Origin of the sequence: Duganella sp. HH101, from assembly GCF_001758795.1 — a bacterium.
Taxonomy (GTDB): Bacteria; Pseudomonadota; Gammaproteobacteria; order Burkholderiales; family Burkholderiaceae_D; genus Rugamonas; species Rugamonas rivuli.
The window spans coordinates 520,731-528,889 of the sequence record NZ_LRON01000003.1; the positions used below are offsets into that span (position 1 = coordinate 520,731).

Consider the following 8,159-nt stretch of genomic DNA (forward strand, 5'->3'; position numbering starts at 1 on the left):
CAAGTGGAAGCGTTTCCACTCACCATAAAACCCAGGACGGACGGGCAACGACCCGGCCGCACGGAGACAGAATGACCACAGTCAGCCCCGCCTTGCCGGGCGATGAGCGCTTGCGCTCTGCGCCTATCCGCCACCCGCTGCGACAGCTGGTCCGGCTGCTGGTATTGCCGGCGCTGCTGCTGTGCGTGCACGGCGGCGCGCAAGCCCAAAAGCAAAGCAAGGACACGGTGCAAGCCTGGATCACCACCGGCGACCAGACCCGGCTGATGGCGCGCGGCGCCGACGCCGCCTTCCAGTCCGGCACGCGGGCCGCCACCGTCATCGAGGTCGATCCGTCTCAGCGCTTCCAGCAGATGGTGGGCTTCGGCGCCGCCATCACCGACGCCTCGGCCTGGCTGATCCAGAACCGCCTGAACCCGCAGCAGCGCGGCGCGCTGATGAACGAGCTGTTCGGCAAAGAACCCGGCGTCAACTTCAGCTTCACGCGGCTGACCATCGGGGCATCCGATTTCTCGCGCCACCACTACAGTTTCGACGACATGCCGCCCGGCCAGACCGACCCGGCGCTGGCGCATTTCTCCATCGAGCCCAACCGCGCCGATGTGCTGCCGGTGGTCAAGGCCGCGCTGGCGATCAACCCCGATCTGCGTGTGATGGCCTCGCCGTGGAGCGCGCCGGGCTGGATGAAGAGCACGGACAGCCTGATCCAGGGCACGCTGAAGCCGGAAGCGTACGCACCGTTCGCCGCCTACCTGTCGCGCTACATCGGCGCCTATGAAAAGGAGGGCGTGCCGATCTACGCGCTGACCTTGCAGAACGAACCGCACTTCGAGCCCAAGGATTATCCCGGCATGCGGGTCGAGCCGGCCCAGCGCGCCGCCTTCATCGGCGGCCACCTGGGCCCCGTGCTGGCCAGGGAACATCCGCAAACCCGCATCCTGGACTGGGACCACAACTGGGACGAGCCGGGCTCGCCGGCGGCGGTGCTGCAAGACCCGGTCGCCAGCAAGTACGTCAACGGCGTGGCCTGGCACTGCTACGGCGGCGACGTCCGCGTGCAGGCCGCGCTGCACGACCGCTGGCCCGACAAGGACACGTATTTCACCGAATGCTCGGGCGGCAAGTGGGCGCCGGTGTGGTCGGACAATCTGCAGCACTTCGCCCGCACGCTGGTGATCGGCGCCACGCGCGGCTGGGCCAGGGGCGTGCTGCTGTGGAACCTGGCGCTGGACGAGAACGACGGCCCGCACCTGGGCGGCTGCAAGGATTGCCGCGGCGTCGTCACCATCGACAGCCGCGACGGCAAGGTCACGCGCAACGAGGAGTACTATGCGCTGGCCCACGCCAGCCGCTTCGTGCGCCAGGGCGCGCGCCGCATCGCCTCGACCAGCGGCTACGACCAGCTCGACACCGTGGCCTTCCGCAACGCCGACGACGGTTCGGTGGCGCTGCTGGTGGTGAATTCGGCCAAGGCGCCGCGCAGTTTCGCCGTGCGGCTGGCGCCGGGCCAGCGCAGCTTCAGCTACACCTTGCCGGCCGCCAGCGTCGCGACGTTTACCTGGAAACCGTAAGCAGAACTGCTGTGCAGACGCATGGCAGTTTTTTCAGAACAGGAGTGGAAGCGCTTCCACAATGAGGAGAAACGGATGTTCAAGCTACTGAGCCTGTTGTGCGCCGTGCTGCTGGCCGCTTGCGGCAGCGGCGGCGGTTCCAGCGTCGCGGCGCCGCCGCCGACGCCGCCCGCACCGCCGCCGGTGGCCGAGATCAAGCCGACCCCGGTGACGCCGGTACCGGTGCTGCCGCTGTCCATGCTGCACACCCAGGGCACGAAATGGCTGAAGGCCGACGGCAGCCAGGTGGCGCTCAAGGGGACCAACCTCGGCAACTGGCTGATCAATGAATTCTGGATGATGGGGCAGGGCAGCGCCGGCATCGACGACCAGTGCAAGCTGGAAGCCAACTTTGATACCCGCTTCGGCTACGCCGAGCGCCAGCGCCTGATGCAGCTGTTCCGCGACAACTGGATCACCACCCGCGACTGGGACCAGATGCAGAAATTCGGCCTGAACGTGGTGCGCCTGCCTTTCATCTACAGCGTGGTCGAGGACGAGAAGAATCCGCGCCACCTGCGCGCCGACGCCTGGCGCTACCTGGACGACGCCATCGCCCAGGCCGAGAAGCGCGGCATGTACGTGATCCTCGACCTGCACGGCGCGGTCGGTTCGCAGGGCTGGGAACAGCACAGCGGCTGCGCCAACAAGAACCTGTACTGGAGCACGCCGGAGTTCCAGGACCGCACCGTCTGGCTGTGGCAGCAGATCGCCGGCCGCTACAAGGACCGCGTGGCGGTGGCCGGCTACAGCGTGCTCAACGAACCATGGGGCACGACCGCCGCCAACCTGGCCGCCGTCGTCAAGACCTTGTACACGGCGATCCGCGCCGTCGATGCCAACCACGTCGTGATACTGCCCGGCCACAACAGCGGCAACATCACGGCCTACGGCAAGCCGGCCGACCAGGGCATGGGCAACGTCGCCTTCGAGATGCACTTCTATCCCGGCCTGTTCGGCTGGGGCCAGACCGGCCTGCAGGTGCACAAGGACTGGCTCACCTGCAGCGGCGGCGGCAACAGCGGCGTGTGCGAGTGGGACAACAAGATCAAGGCCGTCGACACCGCCTTCTTCATCGGCGAAACCCAGCCGTGGATGGGCCTGGGCCTGGACCTGGGCGGCCAGATCGCCCGTGCCTCCTTCGACACCTACGCCAAGTACGGCTGGGCGACGACGGCGTGGAGCTGGAAGGTGGTCAGCAACGGCGGCGGCCAGGGCCAGGGCACCTGGGGCTTCGTCACCAATGCCGCCGGCGCCGCCGTGCCGGCCGTGGACTTCACCAAGGCGCCGGTCGCCGATATCGAAAATCTTTTCAAGTTGTTTGGCACCCAGGCTTATGAGGTGCACCAGCCCATGCAGGACTGGATGACCAGCAGTACCGTACCGCAGCCTTTCCGTTAGCAGCAGTTTGTAGCACCCACCCGTCTAAAACTATAAGAGAGACCCGATGATGAACAAGCAGACACAAGCATTAACACTGACACCGATCGCCGCTGCCTGCGCCGCGCTGGCGTTCGCCGCCGCCCCGGCCTGGGCGCAGCAGGGGCCTGCCGCCAGCGGCGACAAGGAAGTCCAGTCGGTGGTCGTCACCGGCATCCGCCGCAGCATCGAAACCTCGATGGCGGTCAAGCGCGACGCCGATTCCATCGTCGAAGCCATCACCGCCGAGGACATCGGCAAACTGCCCGACGTCAGCATCGCCGAATCCATCGCCCGCCTGGCCGGCCTGACGGCGCAGCGCGTCGAAGGCCGGGCGCAGTCGATCTCGATCCGCGGCCTGGCGCCGGACTTCTCCGGCACCTTGATGAACGGCCGCGAACTGGTCTCCACCAGCAACAACCGCGGCGCCGAGTACGACCAGTACCCATCCGAGCTGATCAACGGCGTCACCGTCTACAAGACGCCGGACGCGGCGCTGGCCGGCGGCGGCCTGTCCGGCACGGTGGACTTGCACACCGTGCGCCCGCTCGACATCCGCGAGCGCACCGTGGTGTTCAACGCGCGCGGCGAGCACAATTCCAACGGCAAGCTGAACTCCAACACCTCGGCCAACGGTTCGCGCGTCAGCGCTTCCTATGTCGACCAGTTCATGAACAACACGCTGGGCGTGGCGATCGGCTATGCCCATCTGGATTCGCCGGGCCAGCAGCAGGAATACAAGTCGTGGTGGTGGGGCACGGACAACAAGCTGCCGCCGGGTAACGCCGACGTCGTGGCGCTGAAGGGCGCCGAAGTGACCGCCTCGTCGCGCCAGCAAAAGCGCGACGGCCTGATGGGCGTGCTGGAGTACCGTCCGACCAAGGAATTCCGCACCACGCTGGATCTGTACTACTCGGAGTTCACCCAGGACACCACGATGCGCGGCATGATGTGGAACTCGCACCAGTGGAGCGACGTCACCTACAAGAACCCCGACATCCAGACCATAGGCGGCACCCGCCTGCTGGTGGGCGGTTCGCTGGTCAACCTGGAACCCATCGTCCGCAACGACTTCAACACCCGCAAGGACCAGCTGGGCGCGCTGGGCTGGAACAACACCTACAAGAAGGATGGCTGGACCCTGGTCGGCGACGCGTCGTACTCGACCGCCAAGCGCCGCGAGCAGGTGCTGGAAACCTACGCCGGCCTGGGCCCTGCCGGTTCGCACATCACCGACAACAATTTCCAGTTCAAGATTCCGACCGCCGGCGGCCTGCCGACCTTCACGCCCAGCCTGAACTTCGCCGATCCGCAGATCACCAAGCTGACCGACGTCGGCGGCTGGGGCAAGGATGCGGACATGCACCACCCGGTGGTCGAGGACAAGCTCGGTTCGATCAAGCTGTCGGCCAAGCGCGACCTCGAAGGCATGTTCCGCAGCCTGGAGGGCGGCGTCAACTACAGCAAGCGCGAGAAGACCCACGCCGACACCAACAACTACTGGTTCCTGAAGGATGGCCGCAAGCCGGCCACGGTGTCGCCGGACCTGATCCAGCCATCGACCTCGCTGGCCTTCGCCGGCATCCCGAGCGTGCTGACCTATGACGTGCTGGGCGTGCTCAACAAGTACTACGACCAGCAGCCTGCCCGTCCCGACGACCAGGCCCTGCAGGACTGGGGCGTGACCGAGAAAGTCACCACCACCTACGCCCGCCTGGGCATCGACACCGACGTCGGCCCCTTCCCGCTGCGCGGCAACCTCGGCCTGCAAGCCGTCAGCGTCGACCAGAAATCGCGCGGCGCCACCGTCAACGCCGGCAAGCTGGGCTCGATCACCGGCGGCGCCAACTACACCGACATCCTGCCCAGCCTGAACCTGAACTTCGACCTCGGCAAATACCTCGAAACCACCAACCTGCGCTTCGGCGCGGCCAAGACCGTGGCCCGTCCGCAGATGTCGGACATGCGCGCCGGCATCGCGGGCGGCGTCGACGCCACCAGCCGCATGTGGAACGGCAGCGGCGGCAACCCGCAGCTGGAACCATGGCGCGCCAATTCCTACGACCTGTCGATGGAAAAATACATAGGCAAGCGCAGCTACATCGCCGGCGCGCTCTGGTATAAAAAGCTGCAGAGCTACATCTACAACCAGCAGACCGCGTTCAGCTTCGCCGGCTTCCCGAATCCGTCGGCGGTGGTGCCGCTGCAGGACATCGGCACGCTGAACCGTCCGGCCAACGGCGCCGGCGGCATGGTCAAGGGCGTGGAACTGTCGGGCGCGCTGGACGGCGGCCTGCTGTACGCGCCGCTGGAAGGCTTCGGCGTCACCGGCAGCATGTCCGGCACCGAGAGCTCGATCCACCCCAACGGCCCGGGCACCAAGGAAAAACTGCCGGGCTTGTCGGGCGTGGTGTCCAACGTCACGGTCTACTACGAGAAGAACGGCTACCAGGCGCGCGCCAGCCGCCGCTACCGGTCGGCGTATCGTGGCGAGGTGACGGGCCTGTTCGCCCAGCGCGCCTTCAGCGAGATCCTGGCCGAACGCCAGATCGACCTGCAACTGGGTTATGCGATCGAGGAAGGCCGCTACAAGGGCCTGTCCTTCCTGTTCCAGGTGAATAACCTGAACAACTCGCCATACCAGACCCGCCAGGGCGATCCGTTCTCGGGCGGCTCGTATGCGCCCGAGCGCTACACCACCTACGGCCGCCAGTTCCTGCTGGGTCTGAACTACAAGCTGTAAGCGGCAAGCGGCCCGCGCCGCCGCCCGGCGGCCGGGCCGGTTTCTGTTATTTCGCTAGCGCACGATTGATATGGTCGATTGCAAGGTTTGTATTTGAGCTAAACTCCTTGCTTTCCTAGCTACTCTGGCCCAGACCATGCCCAATCAATCGTCGCTGGATGAACGCGGCTTCCGCCGCATTCTGGTCCGTAATGTCACCCTACCGCTGGCCGCCGGCGTGGTCAGCGCGGGGGTGTTCGCGGTGTTGCTGGCGTATCTGATCAACACCATGAACTGGGTCGAGCACAGCGAACGCGTGATCGGCAGCGCCAACGAAATCACCAAGCAGATGGTGGACATGGAAACCGGCATGCGCGGCTACCTGCTGGCCGGCGAAAATGCCTTCCTCGAACCGTATGTGCTCAGCAAGCCCAAGGTCGGCGCCGGCATCGCCTCGCTGATGACGCTGGTGGCGGACAATCCGCTGCAGGTGAACCGCCTGCGCGTCATCAAGGCCCAGCAGGAGCAATGGGATCTGTACGCCCAGGAAATGATACGGCTGCGCGCCTCCGGCGGCGACGTGGCCGAGGCGATCAAGGCGGGCCGCGGCAAGCTGCAGTTCGACGAGATCCGCAGCCAGGTCGACGCCTTCGTCGCCTATGAGGTGCGCATGCTCCAGGAGCGCCAGGGCGACGCCAGGACCGTCACCATCTGGGTGGCGTCGCTTTACCTGCTGCTGACGCTGGGCGTGGGCGGCATCCTGGCCTGGTTCGGCCGGCGCGAGCTGATGGGACTGTCGAATGTCTACAACCGCGCGCTGCAGGAGCACAGCGAGCATGCCGAGCTGCTGGCGCAGCAAGCCTGGCTGCGCACCGGCCAGAGCGAGCTGGCGCAGCAGGGCATCGGCCAGATGAGTTTGCCGCAGCTGTCGTCGACGCTGCTGCAATTCATGGCGCGCTACCTGGATGTGGCGGTGGGCGCCCTGTACCTGCGCGCCGACGACGGCAGCTTCCGCCGCGTGGCGTCCTACGGCGCCAGCGCCGCATGGGAGGAACGCGAGCAGCGCCTCAAGCCGGCCGAGAGCCTGGTGGCCCAGGCCGCCTTGCAACGCCGCCTGATCCGCCTGGACCAGGTGCCGTCCGGTTATCTGGAGCTGGCGTCCGGCCTGGGCGCCGGCACGCCGGCCAGCGTGCTGCTGGCGCCGCTCGACAACGACGGCGAAATCAACGGCGTGGTCGAGCTGGGCCTGCTGCGGCCGATCTGCGCGCGCGATGTCGAGTTCCTCGACCTGGTCAAGGGCAACGTCGGCAACGCCATCGACGCCAGCCAGTCGCGCCAGCGCCTGCAGGAAGTGCTGGCCGAGACCCAGCAGCTCAACGAGGAATTGCAGGTGCAGCAGGAAGAGCTGCGCACCGCCAACGAGGAACTGGAAGAACAGTCGCGCGTGCTGGAGGAATCGCAGGCCAGCCTGGAAAACCAGAAGGCCGAGCTGGAGCAGACCAACGAGCAATTGGCCGAGCAGGGCGTGGCGCTGGACCAGAAGAACGCCGCGCTGGGCAAGGCGCAGCTGGACCTGGAGCAGCGCGCCGCCGAGCTGGAGCGCGCCAGCCAGTACAAATCGCAGTTCCTGGCGAATATGTCGCACGAGCTGCGCACACCGCTCAACAGCTCGCTGATCCTGGCCAAGCTGCTGGCGGAAAACGCCGCCGGCAACCTGCACGAGGAGCAGGTGCGCTTCGCCAACACCATCTATTCGGCCGGCAACGATTTGCTCAACCTGATCAACGACATCCTCGACATTTCCAAGGTCGAGGCGGGCAAGCTGGAGCTGGTGCCCGAGCAGCTGTCGCCGCGCCATGTGGTCGAGGGCATGGCCATGCTGTTCGAACCGCTGGCGCAGCAGAAGAAGCTGGCCTTCCAGGTGCAGATCGCCGACGGCCTGGCCGCCCACATGACTTCCGACCGCCAGCGCTTGGAGCAGATCCTCAAGAACCTGCTGTCGAACGCGCTCAAGTTCACCAGCGGCGGCCAGATCACGCTGGCGGCCCGCGCCGACGGCGACGGCCGCATCGCCTTCGCCGTGCAGGACACCGGCATCGGCATCCGCGCCGAGGACCAGCAAGCCATCTTCAACGCCTTCCAGCAGGCCGACGGCACCACCAGCCGCAAGTACGGCGGCACCGGCCTGGGCCTGTCGATCTCGCGCGACCTGGCGCAGCTGCTGGGCGGCGGCATCGGCCTGGTCAGCGAGCCGGGCAAGGGCAGCTGCTTCACGCTGACCCTGCCGCTGGCCTGGACCGCGCCGGCCCCGGCCGCGGCCGGCTCCGCCGCCAGCAGCATGGCGGCGCCGTCCGGCTGGGCGGTGGACCCGGCGGCCGGCGGCGCGGTCCTGCCGTCGCCGGTGCCCG

The 8,159-nt window shown here is 66.8% G+C and carries 4 protein-coding genes; all 4 read left to right on the forward strand.

Annotation, left to right across the window (positions count from 1 at the left end; genetic code table 11):
* Positions 1 to 71 precede the first annotated feature (71 nt).
* Positions 72 to 1,571 (forward strand): glycoside hydrolase family 30 beta sandwich domain-containing protein, encoded by a 1,500-nt coding sequence (locus tag DUGA2_RS07515; protein ID WP_070268326.1) that lies wholly within the window; start codon positions 72 to 74, stop codon positions 1,569 to 1,571.
* A gap of 75 nt (positions 1,572 to 1,646) precedes the next feature.
* A complete protein-coding gene (locus DUGA2_RS07520; protein WP_070268328.1) occupies positions 1,647 to 3,011 on the forward strand; it encodes a glycoside hydrolase family 5 protein in 1,365 nt (454 codons plus the stop codon).
* Between the two features lie 46 nt (positions 3,012 to 3,057).
* Entirely contained in the window at positions 3,058 to 5,772 is a 2,715-nt protein-coding gene (locus DUGA2_RS07525; protein ID WP_229214621.1) for a TonB-dependent receptor, read from the forward strand.
* A gap of 136 nt (positions 5,773 to 5,908) precedes the next feature.
* Positions 5,909 to 8,159 (forward strand): CHASE3 domain-containing protein (locus DUGA2_RS07530; protein ID WP_141753211.1); only part of this gene is annotated, 2,251 nt, incomplete at its 3' end.